Raw genomic sequence first — 19,481 nt, 5'->3', positions numbered from 1 at the left:
TTGGGTGTGGCATGATGAGTTGTTGGTGTCAATTTTTTGTCAAAAATTTAATAAAGTCTCCAAAAACTTGTTACATTTTTTTGTGTGATGTTGTACACTAAATACAACAATCGCAAATTCACACACCCTAAGGATAAGACATGACAGAATTGAACGAAAATATCGCTCATCGCATCTTGGTTGTTGATGATGATGTTCGCTTGCGTACACTGCTTCAGCGTTTCTTAGAAGATGACGGTTTTGTGGTGCGTATGGCACACGATGGCAAGCAGATGGACAAACTCATCTCTCGTGAGATTTTCTCGCTCATCGTACTTGATTTAATGTTGCCTGACGAAGATGGCATCAGTATCTGTAAGCGTCTGCGTGCCGAAAATTCAGACATACCCATCATCATGCTCACCGCCAAAGGCTCTGACACTGACCGTATCGCAGGACTAGAATCAGGTGCAGATGATTATCTGCCCAAGCCATTTAACCCAAAAGAGCTACTGGCTCGTATCAAGGCTGTACTACGCCGACAAAACCGAGAACTGCCTGGTGCACCTAGCCAACAGGTAGAAGTCGTAGAATTTGGTCCTTGGGCATTAGATTTATCTACTCGCACCTTAAAGCGTGATGGCAATGTCGTTACCCTAACCACAGGTGAATTTAGCGTCCTAAAAGCCCTAGTACAGCACCCAAGAGAGCCTTTGACTCGTGATAAACTCATGAATTTGGCTCGTGGTCGTGAATGGGGAGCTATGGAGCGTTCTATTGATGTGCAAGTATCTCGCCTGCGTCGCTTGATTGAAGACAATCCATCGCAAGCTCGCTATATTCAGACCGTATGGGGCGTAGGTTATGTATTCGTTCCAGATGGAGCAGAAGGTTAAGACACAGCAAATGAAGAAGAGCAGGATTACCTGCTCTTTTTTTATTTATCAAATCAATACATCCGTCAAAACTTTCTTAAAAAACCACTCAGTTTAAGCAAAAAGACAGATTAAACAAAAGATAAAGGCACTGATTTTTTAGGCACGCCATGCTAATCCAACCAAGCCATCTACTGGCGTTTTTGTAAAAGATATATCCCCACTACCGTACTAATGATGATGGGTAATAGTGCCATAATAAAAGGTGAAAATTTGGTGGCTAAGGCGATAAAACCTGTCAAGTCGGTCAAATAGCTAAATAACAGTCCTGTCAATAACGACACAACGATACGAAGCCCCAAACCGTGCGAGCGTAGTGAACCAAAAACAAATGACGATGCCACCAATACCAAAGATAGCACCGCAAATGGCGAGAACAGTTTTTGCCAAAATTTTAGCTCATGACGAGCAGATGATATGCCTTGATGATTCATCAGCTGTCTGTGGGCATATAGGTCAGTCAGTGACATATCTTCAGGCTCACGAGTCAGCAGATGCACATCAGTCGGAGCGATAGGAAGCGTTAGCTGTCTTTTACTGTCATGACGCTGTTTGACGCCACTTTGTTGGATATTCACCACATCAACATCATTCATGGTCCAATTATAACGAGTGTCTGATTGCCCATCATAACTGCCTGATACTGCCCGCATGGCAACGGTCAGATTGCTATTATTATCCAATGTGTATCGCTTGATCTCGCCCAGTTTACCTTCGCTGTCAGCATAACTAATATAGACGATATCTTGCCCTGTATCATGCTCACTGACCGACCAATAACCATTGATAGAAACAAGCCTATCTTGGGTGTTGTGTGTCGTGATGGTGTCGGCTTTTTGGTTGGTGATGGGCAGAACAAACTGATTCACCGCCAACGAAATCACCACAAAGATACTCGCAGGTAACATCGCCCAACCAATGATGCGATATTTACTCACACCTGCTGCCTGCATACTCACCAGCTCACTATTGCCCGCCAGTAGCCCAAGCCCAATCACCGCCCCCAGCAATGCACCAGTCGGAATGAACTGCACCAAAAAATATGGCGAGCGATACAAAATAAAAGTCAATGCGTCTTTGACCGTATAAGTATCACTCAGATTCTCAAGCTCCCCCAAGTAGGCAAAAACCATCTGCAACAGCCATAGCCCAATCACCGCCCCTAACATCGCAAATAAGGCGGCATAAATCACATAGCGTGCCAAGATATAAGACTTCATGTGCGAATTCTCCGCCCTAGACGCAGTCGTGTCATGGTGCGTTCATGATAATTGATATATAAGGCAATCAAAAACAGTACCGCAAGCACCGCAGGATATGCCCAACCGCCCATCTTGCCTTTGGCAATACTCTCTTTTAGGGAAATGATAATGAGTACATTGACCACAAAAATAAAAATGGCAGGAATCAACTTCAACCACCGCCCCTGTCGTGGTCGCACCTGTGCCAAAGATGGTGCTAACATGACAGCGATGATGATAAGCCAAGGCAAACTCAGACGATAGCCAAGCTCAGCATGGATTTGGCTATCGCTTGGATTTGAGATGTTTTTGTTTAAATTGGCGAGCAGTTCTGGCGTACTCCAACCTTCAATTTTCATTGATTTTAGGTCGTCAGTCTTGCTCGCTGATAGACTGATGCGATAGCGTTCAAAACCAACTTGGCTGTATTTTTTGCTGGTTGCGTCAACTTCATAGCGTCGCCCTTGATGTAAGTCTAGTCGCACCACACCATCATCGCTTGCCACCTGCGTGGCAGATTTGGCAAAGATAATACTGTCTTTTTCGCTTAATAATTTGGTTGGAATCTGCTGAACGGCTACTTCAGCTTTGGCGGCGGTCTTGGTATCTTGACGACTGATGTCGCCAAATGCTGTGGCATCTATTTTTTGGTTGCTTGCCATCTGAATGACGATGACATCTTTTAGATATTCTCTATTTTTGCCAACATCGCCCACATACAGATGGTAATCACCGCTACTGATGAATTTTTTTGGTGTGATGAGATCAAACACCTCTAGGGCGGATTGCTCTTGCCAAATGTTGGTCGCTTTTGCTACACCCCACGGCTTACCCCAAATGGTGATGGCACTTTGGGCAAAAAATACAATCACCACCAAAGGCATCAGCAATCTTGCCACTCGTCCACGACTGATACCACTGGCATTGAAGACCGCCATCTCATGGTCAGCATAAAGTCGCCCAAAAACAAGCATAAGTCCAATAAAAAACGACAGCGGAAAAATCAACTCCAAAAAATATGGCAAGTTATAGCCAATCAAGGCAAACAATACACCAACATCTAGACCGCCTTCTGCTGCCATTCCAAAATAACGAATCAATCGCCCACCCAAAAGCATCACCACCAAAAACCCCAAAACTAAGGCGGTGGTCGTAGCAACTTCTCGTATCATGTAGCGGCGTAGAATCACAGCATTATCCAATCTAGATAAAATAACCTGTTATTATAGCAAAAAACCACACCAAAAAGGCGTGATTGTACCGTGATTTTGTTATTTTTAGCCATAAAAACGCAACGATTTATTTCATACCACCCATCATGTCATGCACACCTTGTTTGATGAATATTATTTTATGAATATCATTCCATAATGTATGTTAAATGTGCTAAACTAGGGCGTTTGTCATGCTAATTGCTCCATCAGCTTGACAGCCCCTTTAAACTACAAACGGCATCAAACAAGGATACATCATGTCAATAACACTACAAGTCAATCCAAAACTCACCCTAAAAAAACCCACCAAAACCAACCCACTACCGCAACTGGTATTTTTCGCTGACAGCGAAGGGGTAATACTGGGTAATCACAACAGCGAACATACAGAACACGCCAAAGCCTTAATCGCAAAGTCTGGCTTTAAAGCAACACTGGGCGATAGCGTCAGTGATTATGCCCTAGACAGCGACCGTGCCGGCATTACCATTATCGGCGTGGGCAAACTTGACAAGTTGGCAACCAACATTCAAAAGGTAGGGGACGCAACCTACAAAGCCATTAAAAACCAAAAATCCGCCGCCATCATCTGGGGCGATACAATCTGCCAAAAGCACTTCACACAGTTTGTGCTGAGCATTCTAAATGCCGGTTATCGCTTTGACCGCCACTTGAGCCAAAAAGCCGATGCCGACCAACTGACCGCCATCAACTTCATTAACAACAAAGACAGCGAAAGAGACTACAAAGCCGCTCTTGAGTACGCTCAAGCGACTTTTATCGGTCAAAGCCTTGCTCGTGATGTGGCAAATGAAGCACCCAATCTCCTAACCCCAAGTGCCATCGCCAAAGAAGCCAAAAAACTTGCCAAAGAATACAGCGATAAAGTTGAAGTTACCGTTTTAGGTGAAAAAGAAATCGCCAAACTGGGCATGGGCTGTTTCATGGCTGTTTCACAAGGCTCTGCTGAAGAAGGCAAATTGGTCATCATCGAATACTTTGGCAAAACCAAAAAGAACAAAAAATCCAAACTATCCAATCCTATCGCCCTAGTGGGCAAAGGCATTACCTTTGATACAGGTGGTATCTCACTAAAACCAGGTGCAGGCATGGATGAGATGAAGTTTGACATGGGTGGTGCAGCCGCCATGTTAGGCACAACCAAAGCTGTGTGTGAAGCAGGTCTTGAACTTGATATTGTTACCGTACTTGCTTGTGCTGAGAATATGCCATCAGGCACTGCCACTCGCCCAGGCGACATCGTTACTGCAATGAACGGCACCAGTGTTGAAATCCTAAACACCGATGCCGAAGGTCGTCTGGTACTGTGCGATGCTCTGTGCTATGTCCAAGACAACTATGAGCCACGCACCATCATTGATGCTGCCACCTTGACAGGTGCGTGCGTCATCGCACTAGGTGGCGTGCGTTCAGGCGTATTTAGTAATGACGAAGACACGCTATTTGCCCTAGAGTCAGCAGGCGAATACGCAGGCGACCTAATTTGGCAAATGCCACTAGATGATGGTTATGCCGCCCAACTAAAATCAAAGTTCGCCGACTTACAAAACATCGGCAGTCGTGAAGGTGGCTCTATCACCGCAGCGTGTTTTTTGAAGCATTTCATCAAAGAAGGTCAAGCGTGGGCACACCTTGACATCGCAGGTACTGCATGGATTAGCGGTAGCAATAAAGGGGCGACAGGTCGTCCTGTGCCAATGTTGATGCAATACCTAAAATCACAAGTCAGCTGATTGATGAGTGTTGAACAAACAAGCTAAATAAATAAAACGCCTCATGTGGGCGTTTTATTTTTGACAAAAACAGTCATCAACCATCTAAAAACTGCCTGTGATTTCAACAAACACTCGGTTCTTATCATGGCGATACAAGGCGATACTACTGTCAGTTTTTTGGTATTGCCAAGTTAGGCGTGGCATAAAGTTCTTGTATTTTAACTTATCATGCCAAAGGCTGACCCCAGCACCATATTCATCATTGACCTGCGTTTGCTTAAAAATAGGCATGGGTGCTAGATAGCGTCTTTTGGCATAGCTGACATTGGCACTCATGCCGACATCTTGCCACTGCTTGGTGAGTCCACCTGTCAGCCCAAACCTGCGGTACGAATCATCTTTATCTTTGGTTTTGACATAGTTAAAATCCGCCCCCACACTAAGCCAAGCATTACCCAAAGCGGCGTATCGCTTGCTAAAACTAGGAGAAATGCTCGTACTATGCCCATCTAGATGCTTACGAGTCTGATAGCGATTTTTGGCAATTTCTGCTTGGGTTGAGAATTGCCCACCATTATCAAGCATCTTATCAGCCCTAACACGCACACCCAGACTATCAGAAAAATGCGTCAGCTTGTGATTATCCTTACCTCCCCCCGCATAATAAGTGATTTCATGAAAAGGTGCGATGCTAAGACCACCTTTATCATCACGCAGACCAATCCCAAAAGATGAGCGTACTGCAACTTCATTATACTGCTTGGCATCACGGTATAACTTACTGCGAACACCAAGCTCTGGCGTGATTGATACACCCTGCTCTAGCAAGAATCGCTTGGAGATACCAACATTTGACGCCAAGCCATGTGCCGAGATGGGTTCGTTTGCTGTCCAACCACCACCCAAATCACGGCTCCTAGGTGCATTATTGATGTTTTTATCAATAATCAGATTGCCTCCGATACGAATGTTTGTTTTGCCCATCTCATCAATCGCCCTAACATAAGGTGCCATCTGCACCGCTAAGATGGGGTCGGTCGTGATGATGTCGTGTGCTTCTTTATACTGACGATGGGCAACTAGGCTTTGAACCAGTCGTGCTTTAAAAAGTTGGTTATCAGGATAGTCCTTAACAAGCTCTTGATATAAGGCAGTGGCCGTCCGATGGTCTTGCTTCTTGGTTGCTAAGGTCGCTCTCGCCCAGATAATCATTGGTGCTTCTATCAGCGTTTTCGGCTGTGCTTCATAGATGGGCAATAGCACCTCTACGCCATCAGCCTGATGATATACCAATGCTGACAGCATCGCTCTTGCTAATAGCTCTGATTGCTCTAACAATGCTTGTTCATCAACCATCATCGCCTGCGTTTTTGGGTTGGCGATAGGCAACTCTGGATCGGCAGGTACGGCAGGCAGAACAAAAGGCTGATAGGCAGATTGTCGCCTTCTGTCATCTTGGCTTTGCTCGTCAATCTGACTGGCATGAGCCTGCATCATCAATGACAGCATCAAACCTGATAACACCTTCACAGATGTTTTTTTTCCAACAAATTTTATACACATGATAGTTTCTCACATTTTTATCTGATATTACCTAAAAGCAAATAACGCTAAAGCCACCTAATAGACTTAGTCTACAACCAACAGTAAACTTACGCATTGGCAAAATTATATTGATGGTTCAATCTTGATTAGCAGTAACCATGAACAATAAAATACATCTAACACCCATCGTCTTATGCCACAAAAAAATACGCCCACTTTAGTATCGTATTGATGATATGGTGGGCGTACATAGGTCATATCATAAGCGTATGAGCCTTATTGTTTAGGCTTAATCTCTGATACGATGAATTAAGCCTAAGCTCTACAGCGATTAGTATTTCATCTCTAGCGATACAACAAAGTTGCGACCAGGGGCGGCATACTGATTGAACGAACCTTGCTCGTGTGCATTGCCAGAAGTGATAGAAGTCTGACGCAACGATTCCCAAGTGCTATAGCGATGGTTCAATGCGTTTTGAATGCTACCACGCACAGTAATATACTGGTTGGGGCGGTAGAACGCCGATAAATCTAGCGTCTGCCATTTGCCACTACGAGCGTTCGTTGCCCGTCGCTCATAACTTTCTCCACTTGGGACGAAAGCTTTTGTTTTTAGCTCGTCCTCATTTTTAGCACCTGTAAAGGTCCAAGTTGCTCCCATGCCCCACTTATCACTATCAGCAGCATAATCTAGACCCAAGACATAACGGGTGGGCGTGATGGTATCTAAGAAATATCCATCTGCATTAACAAACACATCTTTTAGCTTGTTAGATTTGACATTGGTTCTTAGATAAGCCAATCGTCCTGTCAATCCTGATGGCAGTTTGTCTGACAACGCATCAAAATACAGCTTACCGCCCAGCGTAAAGCCATTTAAATGCACATCTTGGTAGTTACGATATGCCCAAATGTTGTTGCTCGGCAACAGTGGTGTCGCACCAGGGAAACTTTTGAGCGTTAGGTCAATCAAATCCTCATAACGGTTGTCAAAGTAGCTGACCTCCAAATTACCCAAATTACCACCAAATACCGCCCCAATCTCTTGGTTCAAGGCTTTCTCTGGACGCACATTGGTTACCTCATGACGGAAAATTCTATCAAATGGTGGCGTTTTTGTTTGTTCTTTGGTTTGCCCATCTAGGCGATAGCCGAACAGCTCTTTGAAACTTGGGACACGATAGCCTGATGAGATGCGATACAGCAGTTCGATACGGTCAGTCGGTCTAAACGCCAAGCCAACATTCCAAGAAGTATTACTATATTTGCCAGTACCGGTCCAGTCATCATCAGTGTTGAACTTGTGCTTATCATGGCGTAGCCCAATACTCAAGTCAGTGCGCTCACCAAAGTGAATCGTGTCTTTTAAGCTAGCATAGGCATTATAACCTGTGATGACACTGTCGCCACATTTGCGAGCCTCACCCAGTCTCTCTGGCATATCTCGGCAGATATCAAGGTGGTCTAGTGTGGGTTTGTCCGCTGACCACACTTGGATAAATTCGCCGTCTTTGTTCTTTTTATCAGCTAGGAATTTGAAGTTTTGTAGGTATCTTCTGGTATGCAAATCACTAATGCCACGAGTCGATTTGAATTTATCAAAACCGACACCGCCTTGGATATTGTGCGTGATTTTTTCGCCATGCCAGCTTTTGGCAAAATTAGCACGAATCAAATTGTGCAATTCATTGTAAGTCGTACGGTTGGTCGATTCACTAGAATTTGGCTTATCAGGACTTGGCTTGCAATCTTTGTCCACATTTGGATAAACCGAGCAGGCTTTCGTGATGGCAAAGTTGTCAATATTGACCGACTGACGGTCAAAGCTGATGTTTGCCTTATCAAACACGCCCAGAACATCACCACCTTTAAGCTGATAGTCTAGACCCCAACGAGTCTTGTTGTGTCGCTCATTGATGAATCTGGCTTGAGCATATTGAGCCCCTATGAAGTCTGCTTTGACAAAGCCTTCATGATAGTTTTGACCTGTATAGACTTTTTTACTGTTCGCACTGGCGTTTAACGGACCGCCTTTGAGATTTGGGTGGTCCACCAAATGATACGCCTCTTTGGTCATGTCTCTGGTATCGTACTGCTGTTTGGTGTTTTCATAGATGGCTTCTAATCTTTGACCATCGGTGATGTTATAGCCAAATTTTGCCAAATAAGACCCCGACTCATAGTCCATCGGATCACCCATCACACGGCTTTTACCGGTGTAGTTTTTGGCACTCATGTCCTCTGAGACTGGCTTACTAGAGACAGTTGGTTTGGCTTGGCAGCCATCGATGTTATTTTGATAGTCTGCACATTCCTCAGCAATGACGAATTTGTATTTATCAAATTCAATGCCGCCGTTTTTAAAATCCTCAGGCGTGCTTGCCCAACGCCAGACACGATACCGGGTTTTAAGAATGTCTTTGTGTGGTTGCACCGAATCTTTGGTGCGGTCGGTGTATTGCACCAGTGCATCTACTTTGTCGCTACGAAAGGCAGCACCTACCGAGTGCATGATTTGCTTATCACGGTTGGCATACGCCCCTTTATAAAAAGTAGTGAACTTTTGGTCGCCATCTAGCACATCATCGACACTTTTGGTACGAAAACTCACCGCACCACCTAGTGCACCACTACCAGATTCTGTACCGCTCGCCCCTTGGCTGATTTGCACCGCACTGACATTCTCAAGCTCAATCTCGTTAATCGCACCACTGCCTTCGCGACCATCATCGTCCTGCCGTTTTTGTACCAAATAAGACTGTGCTTGGTTTAGACCATCTACCGTAACCGCCACACGGTTTTTATCCATGCCTCGCACGGTGTATCCAGAACTGGCTCCACGACCCTGTTCAACAACAGCCACGCCAGGGGTGTCTCGTACCAGATCACGAATCGATAGGATTTGTTTTTCGCTGATTTCTTCTGCGGTCTTGACCGTCTTACCAAGCCCTGTTACCTCTTCGCTTCTTTTGGTTGGGCGTTTTTTAATGACCGCAGCAATCTCATCTAGCACGATGTTTGGCGTGTTCACATTTACATTGGTGTGTTCATTTTTCTTATCATCATCAGCGATTGCCGGTGTGATGCCGCCGAACAACACCGCACACACCGCCAAACTCAGATGAGTCAAACGACAATTAACAGTTTTCATGTTTTTCCTCTTATCTTTATTTGATGATTGCTATTGGGTTATTGGGTTACTTTCTTTTTATCGTCTTGGGTGCCATAGAACACACCGCCACCAATCACAGTTTCTAAAGTATCTATTGCATCTTCAGAAGTGTTCGTACCATCATATTTGGTTAATACGCCATCAAAAGAAAAACCACCTGCTAAATGCTTAGCATCTTTACCATAAAAACTGCCTTGTAAATTATCACTCAGCACTGGATTTTGTTTAATCACGCCCCCTGCAATATCAAGATATTTATCTACATAAATACCTTTTTCATTGGCGATTGCTGTACCAGAGAAGGTATTACCCTCAATCTTGGCAGCGATAGTAAAAGTCGGATCATTAGATTTATTCTCAGTGAGCGTACCCTCTAATGTTTTTTTATCAAAATTAACATCAAACTGAGCCTTGGTCTCAGCTGGTGTAACGCTCCAACTGCGATTATTATGGATTCTGCCATACCATGCACCTTGATACTGAGCCTGCCCTGTCTTCGGAATCTCACTGGCTACTGTCTGCTCACCTAGAACATAAAAACCATTTAGCGAATCATCAATGGTCATGTCTCTTACCTGTGGCATCTTGAGCAGATAAACCATCAGATTATCCTTATTATCAACATCAGCCTTATCACCTGACGCAATCAGCCCAACCAGTGCTTTTTGTGAATCCTCAATATCATGCTCGAGTTTTTTCAAGATTTGCTGTTCCTGAGCTTCAACCCCACTTACCTTTGCCAACTCTTCTTTTGCTACTTTGACTTTTTCATCAATAGCATCTATAAAAGTCTTAATTTTCTTTTCAATGCTAGTATGGTGAGTATTACTATAATAAGTTAGAATCTTAGCTTTGATGCGAGCAGGTATGTCTTGTGCTTCCGAAGCATCAGCTAGACCATCCTCTAACAAAGCAAATGTATGATGCTCACTCAATATGTCGCTCAACTCCTGTTGATCTTGGTGAATCTTAGCACGCAACTGGTCTTGTGCGAGTCGAATCGCACCAGGACTATAATCATCTGCATTCTTTTTGTCGGTCTCTGCCAAAGCTAGGACTTCTTTATCTGCTTTAATCAGGTGTTGCCAGTTTTTCTCATCATTCGGATTGTGTTTTTCACCCTTCTCGAATATGGAAATAATTTTATCAATCACTGCTTGACTTTTATCAAATGCTTCATCACCTGAACCATCTTCTTCATCAAAATCGCTATTTTCAACCAGCTCGCCCAACAACTTCATAATTTGTTGCTCTTCTTGCGACCCATCTTGCTTGCCATAACCTGACAACACCTGCTTCAAGATGGTTTTGCTCAAAGCTTCTTTCTCTCGCCTCTCTTCTTCCGCCAAAATATATTCACTCAAAATATTACGCAATTCATCTCTTAAGCTCTCTACTTTATCCATAAACTGATCTTTGGCTTTTTGTTTAGCAGCGGCGATTTTCTCTTCCAGTGCTTTTTTTCTTTCTTCTGTCTGTGCTTTGTTCTCTTCGATGACCTGAGACAGTGTTTTTTGGTTGCTTATTCCTGTCTTGGCGATATGACCGACATTTAGCACGCCATCTAATGTGCCAAAGTTAGTGATGACCGCTTTTTGACCTGTGGGCAGTGCAACCGTTTTTTGTGAGACTTTCTTACCACCTTGTTGTGGTAATAAATCAATGACCTGCGAATTAACCACAAGCTGACTGATATCACCCAAGACAAGCAAGTCATTGATACTACTTACCTTTCTTGGATTGAATTTTTCGTCTTTGGTAATATCCACATACAGTGAATCATAGTGCTTGGCAAGCTCCCCAGCATCGCCTGTTTGCTTGGCAGCAAATACCCCAAACACCGACTCATCATCGGTTAAGAATTTACCTGCCAGTTCTTGAGCCTTATCCCCATAGAAGCCACCTTCTAAGCGATTGGTCGCATCTTTATTAAACAAGGTAAGATTATTGTCCTTTTGATCTTGTGGTACAGTCGCACTACCAGTAAAGCGGTTGCCTTTGATGGTGGCATCGATGGTGTATCTGTCCACATAGTACGGCTTTGCATCCTTATTGGTGGCATCTTTCTTTTGAGTGCTTAGCTTGCCTGTAAGTTTTTTGTTATCAAAATCTGCCTCAAATTCTGCTTTATGATGACCCTCTCTCGGTGCATATTCTGAAGGATAGGTCTCAGCAAAACTGGTGGCACCAAGATGGTCGCCAAACTTTCCATCCATGCCATATGCAGAACCACCGCCAATAAATTCTGCCTTTTTGCCATCACCACTATCTGTCTTTGTAAGTCGCACTCTTTTGGCATCGGTTGAAAAATCCCAATGTCCTGTATATTTCGCCTTGCCTTTAGCAAAGCCCATGGTTGGCTGTTCGCCATAATAATAGACATAGCCATCACCGATGTGGTATCTGGTGTTTGGCTTGTCTGTTGTTTCTGCATTAAGATCTGTGGCATAAAATTCAGAGAATAACCAACCAGCCTTGACAAACTTATAATTTTTATTAGTCTTAGTATTCTCATAGATTTTTTTATTAGGGTACTGCTTAGCCAGCTTCTCTTTGAGTGCTTTGATGGTGTCAGCATCTGCACCGCTGATGTCAGCGACACCAATGGCTTTTCGCTCTTCTTCTCCCTTTTCGGCATCAGAGTACACATTTCGTTTTGGAATGGCTGCGACACTGCCCACTGTGGGTTGAATCAGTGCCTGTTCAGGCGATAATTTCTCAACTTCTTTCTTGTCTGACGCATCTGGGGTTTTGTCAGACTTAGGTGCGACCAGTGGGTTAACGCCCGATTCAATATGATTAGGATTGCCAAAACTGCCACCACCACAGGCAGTTAATAAGGCTGTACTGATGGCAAGCACCAAAGGTAATGGGGTAAATTTTAGCGTATAAGTTGGGTCAGACATATCAAGCTCCAAGCAATAAAATAAACCAGAATTCAGTCAATACTTACGACAACCTTATCATTTTGTTATCCTATGTAATAAAAAAATACAAGATTGACATTAACTTTCTCAAATATCATTATATTTGATAATAAATAAAAAAACAATAACAATTATCAATAACAATTAAAAACAAACATCATTCCTGCACAACCATCAAAAAAACCGCTCTAATTTGAGCGGTTTTTTTGATTAGGTTAAGTTATCGCTTATTTATTTTAGTACTTCTGCCATTGCATTGGCGACATACTCAACATTCTTATTGTTCAAGCCTGCGATGCACATACGACCGTTTTCTACCATATATACGGCAAATTCTTCACGCAGACGCACCACCTGTTCAGCCGTCAGCCCTGTAAAGCTAAACATACCACGCTGTTTGGTAAAGTAGCTAAAATCTCGCTCAGGCAATTTAGCGGTCAAAGTATCTTGTAATTTTTGACGCATCTCACGAATGCGATCACGCATTTCATAAACTTCACTCACCCACTGGGCAAACAAAGTATCATCATTCATGACGATATCAACCACTGCGTTACCGTGTGATGGTGGGCTTGAGTAGATACGGCGTACGGTGAATTTTAATTGACCTAGCACTCGTTGTGCTTCTTCGGCTGATGGTGCAACCACCGACAAGCCACCGACACGCTCACCATAAAGAGATAGGTTTTTTGAGAATGAATTTGACACAAAAATCGGCAAGCCCAACTCAACAGCACGGCGAATGGCGTACACATCACCATTCATGTCATCGCCAAAGCCTTGATAAGCAATATCCATAAAGGCGATGAGTTTCTTGTCTTTGATGATGTCAAGCACAATGTCCCATTGCTCATTTGATAAATCCACGCCTGTTGGATTGTGGCAACACGGATGCAGTAGCACCACATCATTTTCATTTAAGCCCTTAAAGAACTCACACATCTTATCAAATTTGACACCAATGGTGGCAGCATCATAGTAAGGATATTTATCCACCTCAATACCAGCCCCCTCAAAGATGCTGATGTGATTGCCCCAAGTTGGATTTGACACATAGCACTTAGCAGTCGGAAACCATTGATGTATAAAGTCTGCACCTACTTTCAATGCACCAGAACCGCCCAGCGTAGCAATCGTCGCCACTCGACCTTCTGCTACCGCCTGACTGTCTTTACCAAACAGTAGTTCTTGACAGGCTTTTTTATAACCTGTCAGACCATCCATCGGCAGATAACCTCGTGGGCGTGGTGGATTGGCGATTTGTGCTTCGGCTGTCTTGACACACTCAAGCACAGGTAGCTTGCCATCTTCTGTATAGTACACGCCAACACCCAAATTTACCTTAATGTCGGTACGAGAGTCTTGTGCAAATTTATCCATCAAACCCAAAATTGGGTCGCCTGCATAACGCTCAACATGATTAAACATATCAATTTCCTTGAGTTAAAAGCCGATTGGCAAAGTTATCAAACAAAAAATAATAAAAAATTGTCATTAAAACCATCAAGCAATAACAGCAGATACAGTATAACTGAAAATACGCACTTTGTGCAGTTAAATTGGTATAATCAATACGCATCTGCCATCATTTAATCATCTAGCCTTGCTACTTAGGGTGGCTGACCAAAAACTCATGAGCATTTTCAATCAAAAATGCCTTAAACGCCATCGCAGCAGGGGATAGCGAACGGTTTTTGTGCGTGTACAACAAAAAATTTCTCTCTACCACAGGTTCGGCAATGGGTCGCATGACCAGACCGTTTTGTTCCACCCATTCGGCAGCATATAAAAGACACAAGGTAACACCTAAGCCCATTCTGGTCATGCCTAGTGCCGTGGACAAGAAATTCACCTCAAAGTCAGGATTAAAAATACGGCTAGAAATCGGGGCAGGTAGCTCATTTTGTAGCGACTTGATAAAAGGTCCATTTAAGGTAATTAGTCGTTCATTGAGCAAATCCGTCCAACGAACGCTGTCTTTATTGGCAAAAGGGTGCGACTTGGGCAGTACCAAATAAAATGGTGAGCGAAATAATGTATCCGTCTGCAAGTCGTTAGAATAGGCTCGCTCAGGAGCAACACCCAAATCCGCTTCCAAATTCTCAATGTGGTCAACCACATCATCAACCGAACAATCCGTCAAAGTTACTTGAATGTGTGGATGCAACTCACAAAACTTAGCGATGAACTTGGGCATCGTAGATGCTGAAAGCTGCTGCGAGACCGCCAAACGCACATGACCTTGATGCAAGGATTTAAGATTGGAGACTTTTTCATTTAGCACAGACATTTCGTTTAGCACACGGCGAGCCTGTGGCAGTAGTCGCATTCCTGCATCAGATAGGTTTAGCTTGCGAGTCGTACGGTCAAAGAGCTTGACATCTAGATTTTGTTCAAGCTCTTTAATCAAACCGCTTAGAGCAGACTGAGTCAAACACAAAGTTTCAGCGGCCTTAGTAAAGCTATTTTGTTCAGCAACCAAGACAAAAGCTCGTAGCTGACGCAGTGTGGTACTCACGATTATCAATCCTAGTAATATATGTATAAGTTATTATTATAAATCATAATCACCAAGATACAAGCAGTTACACAAAAAAATAATATCAATTTATTTTGAATGTTAATCACTACCTACCCATACAATGCACAAGCACAAAAACAAAAACCGACCTGATGATGGTCGGTTTTCTTATGATTGGCTTTTTAGCCCTTATAGTGGTATTTGGGGTCAGCCGCCGCCGTGAACAGCACATCGGTTGATGAATTTAACGCCGTTTCTGCCGAGTCTTGCACCACACCAATAATAAAGCCAATCGCTACCACCTGCATGGCAATGTCATTAGGAATGCTAAATAAATTGCTCGCCATCGGAATCAGTAGCAGTGAGCCACCTGCCACACCCGATGCACCACAAGCCGCCAAGCTACCAATGATGGCAAGCAACAATGCCGAACCAAATGACACATCAATACCTAGTGTATGAGCTGCCGCCAAGGTCAGCACATTGATGGTAATGGCAGCACCTGCCATGTTGATGGTCGCCCCCAAAGGAATGGTTACTGAGTAGGTCTCCTCATTGAGTCCAAGTTTGCGTGCAAGATTCATATTCACAGGAATGTTTGCCGCCGATGAACGAGTAAAAAACGCCGTTACACCTGATTCACGCAGACACGCCAACACCAGCGGATAAGGATTGCTTCGAGTCATGGCAAAGACAATGATGGGGTTTATCACCAAAGCGATGAATAACATACAACCCACCAACACCGCTAGCAAATGAGCATAGCCAAACAATGCTTCAAGTCCTGTTTCAGCGACGGTTACCGCCACCAATCCAAAGATACCAATTGGAGCAAAGGCGATGATCCACTTGACCACGCTTGTGATGGCACTGCTTAGACTGGTTGCCACTTGGCGAGTAGCCTCACTGACATGACGCAGTGCCAAGCCAATGAGTATCGCCCAAGTCAAGATACCCATGTAGTTCGCCTCTGCCAATGATTTGACAGGGTTTGCCACCAGATTCATTAGTAGCGTAGTCAAGACTTCCTTCAGATGCTGTGGTGGCGTCTGCTCCATGCCCTCTGCCGCTACGAGTGCAAGCTCTGTTGGAAAAGCAAAACTTGCCACAACCGCTGTCAATGCCGCAGTAAATGTCCCTACCAAATACAGAATAAACACAGGTTTGATGCGTAAATCGCCACCGCCACGATGAGAAGTTACCGCTGCAATCACCAAGAAGAATACCAAAATCGGAGCAACTGCCTTTAACGCACCCACAAAAATCGACCCCAAAATGCCGACAGCCGCACCAACCGAAGGCAACACCGCCCCCACAATCGCCCCAAGCACCAACCCTAAAATAATCATGGGTACTAGTCCTGCTTTTAGATAGGCGTTTACCAAAGCACGCATACAAACTCCTGCTTAATATTGATCAATGAGCCAACATGTACTCATTTACTTTTAAGTATTTAAAGATTCAAAAAACCCAACATTCTACCACATCAATCGTCATCCACTGCGTTTTCCATCATTGAGAAAATTCTGAACAAAAAACATCGTGTTAGGCATACCGATGGTCATTTGACAAAAAACACCATAATTATACCTAATTTTCTTTGATACATTGATACAAAAATACTCACCTTAGCCAAACTAATCGTCATGAATGACCGCCTACAACCAAAAAACGCCCTTATTTAGGCGTTTTTAGAGCAATTAACTAGGCATTGAAAATATATCTAAACTATCTATAATACTATAAAATAGATAGGTTATTAATCATGTATAAACCCAAAGAATTTGCTAAAAAACGGTGTGTCAGTATCTACATTGAGGCGTTGGGATAGAGAAAAACGCCTTGTACCACTTAGAACGGAAACCAACCACCGTGTTTATACTGATGATGATATATTTAAAGTCTTAAATCTTGAAAAGCCAAACAATCAAGGTAAAATCGTTGTTTATTGCCGAGTGTCAAGCCATGCTCAAAAAGACGATTTGCAATCACAACTAGAAGCCATGCAAACCTTTTGTTTAGCACAAGGCATCGCCGTTGATGAATGGCATAGTGAAGTCGGTGGCGGCTTAAACTTTAAACGCAAAATTTTTTTATCACTTATGGACAGAATAGAAATTGGTGAGATAAAAACTTTGTATGTCGCTCACAAAGACCGTCTTGCACGTTTTGGATTTAATTATTTTGAACACATGGCAAACCGCCATAACTGTCAAATTGTGGTTGCCAATCAAGAAAAACTATCGCCACAACAAGAGCTGGTTGAAGATATGCTTGCCATCATTCATAGCTTTAGTAGCCGATTGTATGGGCTTAGAAAATACAAAAAACAAGTCAAGCAAATGGTCAAAGAACAGCCATGATATTAGGACACATCATAGAGCTTGCTCCAAATAACAAACAAGCGACATATTTTAAAAAAGCTTGCGGAGTGGCTCGCTTTGCCTATAACTGGGCGTTAAATGAATGGCAAACACAATACGAAGCCGATAAAAAATACCGTAATGATTGCTTAAAAAATGGCATACAAGTTGACAACAGCAAACTTAAAAACCCAAGCCAATTTAAACTAAGAAAACAGCTTAATAGCATAAAAAAGCAAGCATTCCCCTTTATGAGCGAAGTTACCAAATACTCCCCACAAGAAGCCATTATTCAGCTAGGCAAGGCATTTGACAACTTTTTTAAAGGGCGAGCCAAATACCCACAATTTAGAACCAAAGGCGTGAATGACAGATTTAGCCTAACCAATGACCAGTTCAAAATCATTGGCAAAAAGATAAAAATCCCAAATCTAGGCTTTGTAAAATTAACAGAAAACTTGCGTTTTATGGGTAAATTGATGAATGCTACCGTTTTTAAAAAAGGCGGTAAATGGTTTGTGTCTGTTGGCGTAGAAATCAACAATCTACCAAAATTAAATACCAAAACACACAAAAGTGTTGGCATTGATTTAGGGGTTACAGACTTGGCGGTATTATCCAATGGCGAAAAAGTTAAAGCACCAAAACCTTTAAAAAGCAAACTTAAAAAACTACAAAGATTGTCAAAATCTTTATCAAGAAAACAAAAAGGCAGTAACAACCGTGAAAAAGCGAAAACCAAGCTATCACGATTGCACCATAAAATCAGTTGTGTCAGAAAAGACTTTTTGCACAAATTAACAAGCAAGCTTGTTAAACAATTTGATGTGATTTGTATAGAAAACTTAAATGTCAAAGGTATGGTAAAAAACCGTAAACTAAGCCTTGCTATCAGCGATTTGGGTTTTTATGAGTTTAAAAGACAACTGATTTATAAAGCCAATATACACAATAAAACCGTCAAAGAAGTGGGCAGATTTTATCCAAGTAGTAAAACCTGTTCATGTTGTGGTTTTGTAGTAACTAAAGAAAACTTGACATTAGCAACACGTCATTGGACTTGTCCAAATTGTAAGGCAAATCATGACCGTGATGTCAATGCAAGCTTAAACATTTTAAAACAGGCGGATAAAGTCTTAACTTTATCTTAATTTCAACAAGCGGTAGGTTCTACCGTGTTAGTCTATGGAGCTTATGTAAGTCTTAAGTCAAATGACAAGAGCAATGGGTGATGAAGTAGAAATTAAACGCTAAATTTGCCTTTGGGTAAGTTTAGATAGGTTTTAAGGAACAGTAAAGCATCAATCTGGGCAATCATAATAGTTTGATCTTAGAAACCAAAACGCCATTATTATCCGCATAGACATAGTCGCCCTCACAGATACTCACACCCCCAAAATTTAGAGTAATGCCCGTCTCACCCACACCTTTTCTGGTGGATTTTTTGGGAATACATCCTAATGCCTGCACACCCAAATCAAGCACAGCCAATTCATCAACATCACGCACGCACCCATAGACAATCACGCCTGCCCAACCCTGCTCTACTGCCCCTTTTGCAATCATATCGCCAAGCAATGCACAACGCATGGAAGCACCGCCATCAACGACAAGCACTCTGCCCTCACCTTTGGTTGCCAACAGCTCTTTAACACGAGAATTATCCTCAAAGCATTTTACAGTAACGGCTTGCCCGCCAAATGCCAACTTACCACCAAAATTCCTAAAACACTTACCGTCAATGCTTGGGCTGACAACCCCAATATCCTTATCCTCATTTTCGTCCAATAAATCACAAGTAACAAATTCGCTCATCGCACACTCCTTGATAACAATCTATGTCTCATC

The 19,481-nt window shown here is 43.0% G+C and carries 12 protein-coding genes and 1 pseudogene; 4 read left to right on the top strand and 9 right to left on the bottom strand.

Going from position 1 to position 19,481, the window contains the following annotated elements:
- Positions 1–140 precede the first annotated feature (140 nt).
- Positions 141–875 carry an osmolarity response regulator transcription factor OmpR gene (ompR, locus tag L3D27_RS00280; protein ID WP_432481239.1) on the top strand — a complete coding sequence of 245 codons (735 nt, stop codon included), beginning with the start codon at positions 141–143 and terminating at the stop codon, positions 873–875.
- Positions 876–1,045: 170 nt separating this feature from the next.
- Here ompR and lptG read toward each other — a convergent pair whose 3' ends face one another.
- Both lptG and L3D27_RS00270 read right to left on the bottom strand, forming a co-directional pair.
- Positions 1,046–2,134 (bottom strand): LPS export ABC transporter permease LptG, encoded by a 1,089-nt coding sequence (gene lptG, locus L3D27_RS00275; RefSeq protein WP_432481238.1) that lies wholly within the window; start codon positions 2,132–2,134, stop codon positions 1,046–1,048.
- A complete protein-coding gene (locus tag L3D27_RS00270) occupies positions 2,131–3,345 on the bottom strand; it encodes an LPS export ABC transporter permease LptF (protein WP_432481237.1) in 1,215 nt (404 codons plus the stop codon). The genes lptG and L3D27_RS00270 overlap by 4 nt, the downstream gene beginning before the upstream one ends.
- 278 nt (positions 3,346–3,623) lie before the next feature.
- Here L3D27_RS00270 and L3D27_RS00265 point away from each other — a divergent pair, with 278 nt between their 5' ends.
- Positions 3,624–5,123: a leucyl aminopeptidase gene (locus L3D27_RS00265; RefSeq protein ID WP_373628523.1), complete on the top strand. Its 1,500-nt coding sequence runs from the start codon at positions 3,624–3,626 to the stop codon at positions 5,121–5,123.
- 84 nt (positions 5,124–5,207) lie between these two features.
- Here the strand turns inward: L3D27_RS00265 and L3D27_RS00260 are convergent, their stop codons facing one another.
- From L3D27_RS00260 to sstT, 6 genes are all read right to left on the bottom strand, one after another.
- The gene (locus L3D27_RS00260; protein ID WP_432481236.1) at positions 5,208–6,635 is read right to left on the bottom strand and encodes a surface lipoprotein assembly modifier; all 1,428 of its coding nucleotides are present in this window, start codon (positions 6,633–6,635) and stop codon (positions 5,208–5,210) included.
- Positions 6,636–6,981: 346 nt separating this feature from the next.
- Positions 6,982–9,801: a lactoferrin/transferrin family TonB-dependent receptor gene (locus L3D27_RS00255; RefSeq protein ID WP_432481235.1), complete on the bottom strand. Its 2,820-nt coding sequence runs from the start codon at positions 9,799–9,801 to the stop codon at positions 6,982–6,984.
- A 38-nt stretch (positions 9,802–9,839) separates the two neighbouring features.
- Positions 9,840–12,728 (bottom strand): transferrin-binding protein-like solute binding protein, encoded by a 2,889-nt coding sequence (locus L3D27_RS00250; RefSeq protein WP_432481234.1) that lies wholly within the window; start codon positions 12,726–12,728, stop codon positions 9,840–9,842.
- A 252-nt stretch (positions 12,729–12,980) separates the two neighbouring features.
- A complete protein-coding gene (locus tag L3D27_RS00245; RefSeq protein ID WP_432481233.1) occupies positions 12,981–14,177 on the bottom strand; it encodes an aromatic amino acid transaminase in 1,197 nt (398 codons plus the stop codon).
- Between the two features lie 178 nt (positions 14,178–14,355).
- Positions 14,356–15,267: a LysR family transcriptional regulator gene (locus L3D27_RS00240; protein ID WP_284673719.1), complete on the bottom strand. Its 912-nt coding sequence runs from the start codon at positions 15,265–15,267 to the stop codon at positions 14,356–14,358.
- 185 nt (positions 15,268–15,452) lie between these two features.
- Positions 15,453–16,664: a serine/threonine transporter SstT gene (gene sstT / locus L3D27_RS00235; RefSeq protein ID WP_284673718.1), complete on the bottom strand. Its 1,212-nt coding sequence runs from the start codon at positions 16,662–16,664 to the stop codon at positions 15,453–15,455.
- 371 nt (positions 16,665–17,035) lie between these two features.
- Here sstT and L3D27_RS00230 point away from each other — a divergent pair.
- Positions 17,036–17,633 (top strand): annotated as a pseudogene (locus L3D27_RS00230) (IS607 family transposase).
- Positions 17,630–18,784 carry an RNA-guided endonuclease InsQ/TnpB family protein gene (locus L3D27_RS00225; RefSeq protein WP_432481232.1) on the top strand — a complete coding sequence of 385 codons (1,155 nt, stop codon included), beginning with the start codon at positions 17,630–17,632 and terminating at the stop codon, positions 18,782–18,784. Before L3D27_RS00230 ends, L3D27_RS00225 begins: the two are co-directional and overlap by 4 nt.
- Before the next feature lie 163 nt (positions 18,785–18,947).
- Here the strand turns inward: L3D27_RS00225 and rraA are convergent, their stop codons facing one another.
- Complete coding sequence (gene rraA, locus L3D27_RS00220) at positions 18,948–19,448, bottom strand: ribonuclease E activity regulator RraA (RefSeq protein ID WP_373628459.1); 501 nt, start codon at positions 19,446–19,448, stop codon at positions 18,948–18,950.
- Positions 19,449–19,481 lie beyond the last annotated feature (33 nt).

The sequence above is a fragment of the Moraxella sp. ZY200743 genome (assembly GCF_050885545.1).
In the GTDB taxonomy this organism is placed as follows: Bacteria; Pseudomonadota; Gammaproteobacteria; order Pseudomonadales; family Moraxellaceae; genus Moraxella; species Moraxella haemolytica.
This window is presented reverse-complemented; position numbering and strand designations above follow the sequence as displayed.

Bases quoted from the DNA above. Each gene is read 5' to 3' on its own strand.
- L3D27_RS00250 (WP_432481234.1), bottom strand. From the start codon at position 12,728: ATGTCTGACCCAACTTATACGCTAAAATTTACCCCATTACCTTTGGTG.
- lptG (WP_432481238.1), bottom strand. From the start codon at position 2,134: ATGAAGTCTTATATCTTGGCACGCTATGTGATTTATGCCGCCTTATTT.
- rraA (WP_373628459.1), bottom strand. From the start codon at position 19,448: ATGAGCGAATTTGTTACTTGTGATTTATTGGACGAAAATGAGGATAAG.
- sstT (WP_284673718.1), bottom strand. From the start codon at position 16,664: ATGCGTGCTTTGGTAAACGCCTATCTAAAAGCAGGACTAGTACCCATG.
- ompR (WP_432481239.1), top strand. From the start codon at position 141: ATGACAGAATTGAACGAAAATATCGCTCATCGCATCTTGGTTGTTGAT.
- L3D27_RS00255 (WP_432481235.1), bottom strand. From the start codon at position 9,801: ATGAAAACTGTTAATTGTCGTTTGACTCATCTGAGTTTGGCGGTGTGT.
- L3D27_RS00245 (WP_432481233.1), bottom strand. From the start codon at position 14,177: ATGTTTAATCATGTTGAGCGTTATGCAGGCGACCCAATTTTGGGTTTG.
- L3D27_RS00225 (WP_432481232.1), top strand. From the start codon at position 17,630: ATGATATTAGGACACATCATAGAGCTTGCTCCAAATAACAAACAAGCG.